Source organism: uncultured Thiocystis sp., from assembly GCF_903866365.1.
GTDB lineage: Bacteria > Pseudomonadota > Gammaproteobacteria > Chromatiales > Chromatiaceae > Chromatium.
In genome coordinates this window covers 1-2,045 of record NZ_CAIPNF010000059.1, presented here as the reverse complement: position 1 = coordinate 2,045, position 2,045 = coordinate 1, and the positions used below count along the sequence as shown (strand labels likewise).

The 2,045-nt window shown below is 64.0% G+C and carries 1 protein-coding gene; it reads left to right on the top strand.

Features of this window, described 5'->3' with window-relative positions:
- Positions 1 to 281 precede the first annotated feature (281 nt).
- Positions 282 to 1,997: a hypothetical protein gene (locus tag QZY07_RS03705; protein ID WP_295399858.1), complete on the top strand. Its 1,716-nt coding sequence runs from the start codon at positions 282 to 284 to the stop codon at positions 1,995 to 1,997.
- The last annotated feature ends 48 nt before the right edge of the window (positions 1,998 to 2,045 follow it).

The window sequence follows — 2,045 nt, the reverse complement described above, 5'->3', positions numbered from 1 at the left end:
GAATACAAAGCACTCAAAAACGTGCACTGGATTCTTCGCAAACGGCGTCGTGAACTCACCTCGGATGAACGCAAAATTTTAAATCGCCTCTTTCAGCAGTCGCCTAGGGAGTTCAATCTGACGCAAAAAGGCGCCAGATGATTCATGCAGGTTTTTCGTTGCAGGTGAGGGCGGCGATGCGCCTGCTGTCGTTTCGCCGGCCGGTCTCGACAGCCTCGCCGCGCCAGGGCACACTTCGCGCCCCGGTGATCTGAGCACTGAATTGAAGAGCGCGAGTGCCGATGGAGACCTTCAAGAGCCCGGTGGCCCGATTGGCCCGACTGTTCCAGACCTCGCGCGATGCGTGGAAGGCCAAGGCCTTGGACAAGCAGCGGCGTCTGCGCGCGGCACAGATCAAGATCCGGGATTTGGAAGCGAGCCGTGCGCAGTGGAAGGCGCGCGCACTGGCGGCCGAGGCCGAGGCGGCGCGCCGAGACGCGGAGCCCACGCCGAGCGCCGAGGCGGATGAACCGGACGCGCCCGCTCAGTGTCTCGCCCGGTTGCCCCCGGCCGGTCATCATCATTCGCTCCTGGTCATGCAACTGACGCTGCAGATGTATCTGAATGCCGGGCTCGGCAGTCGAGGGGTGCCCCGCATCCTGCACCTGCTCGCCCCGTGGTTTCCAGTGGGCGTACCGGCCTATACCACGGTGCTCAACTGGGTCTACCGCTGTGGGTTGGCGGTGCTCCAGCGTCCACCGGAGCGGCGTGAGGATTGGATTTATGTCGTCGATCACACGCTGGCCCTGGGCGTCGCGAAGTGCCTCGTGATCCTGGGAATCCCCGCCAGCCGGCTGGTCGAGACCGGTTATAGCCCCCGTCATCACGCCATGCAGGTGCTCGCCGTGGCGGTGACGGAGCACAGCACCGGGGCGTGGGTCGCGGCACGGCTGTGGGAGGTCGCCCAACGGACCGGTCTCCCGCTGCAGATCGTTGCCGATCATGGTAGCGATCTGCACAAGGGGATCGCCCTGTTTCAGCAGGACCATGCCCCAACCTGTGTTGAGACGTATGACATTTCCCACCGCATCGCCACGCGGCTCAAGGCCGAATTAACGCCGGACGCACGTTGGAATGGGTTTCTGGCGCACGCCCGCGCGACGCTGGCGTCTTTTCAGCAGACTGACCTGGCTTTTCTGTTGCCACCACGTCAACGCACTAAGGCGCGCTTCATGCACTTCGAGGTCCATGTCGAGTGGGCGCAACAGGTCCTGGCCTACGAGGATCGGGGGGATTTCAGCGCCATTCGCCGCCCCTGCGTCCTGAGTGTCACCGCCTGGGAGCACCTGCGCGGGCGCCTGGGCGCGACCCGCGTCCAGCCCCTGCGCCCCCTGATCGGCTACCGCTATCCCGACAAGACGGCGTTTAGCCAGACCCTGCAAGCGGCGTCCGACCTCACGCTGGACGATCTTGACGACGCCTTCTGGGATCTCGCCGACACCGGACGCGCGCGCTTTCTGCAAGGCTTTGCCTGGGTGAGATCCTACCGCGATGACCTGGTGGTCTACGCCCAGATGATGGAGCAGTCCAAGGCGATTCAGGCATTCCTCAAGTCCGAGGGGCTGCACGCCGGTGTCTGTGAACCCCTTCGCGCCACCCTGGCGCCGCCCGCTGCACTCACGCCACGGGCCGCCGACTTCACCGACCGGATCCTGGCGCAGGTGGCCCAGGAAGCCGCCCAGATCCCGTCTGGCCAGACCTGGCTGGCGTCCTCCGACATCATTGAATCGGTCTTTGGAAAATACAAAACGTTCACGTCGCGCAGCCCTCTGAAGGAGGTCGGGCGGCTCGTGCTGGCGATTCCGGCCTTCATCACCGACCTGACGACCTCGGTGATTCGCGACGCGATGGAGTCGGTGCGCACCCTCGATGTCGAGCGTTGGGTCAAGACGCACCTCGGTGACTCGATGCTCGCCAAGCGACGGCAGGCGTTCAGGGGGCCAGTAGCAGACACGTAAACTGCATGAAAATGATCGACGGCAGACCACGGAGATTGAACATCCTAG

Bases quoted from the DNA above. Each gene is read 5' to 3' on its own strand.
- QZY07_RS03705 (WP_295399858.1), top strand. From the start codon at position 282: ATGGAGACCTTCAAGAGCCCGGTGGCCCGATTGGCCCGACTGTTCCAG.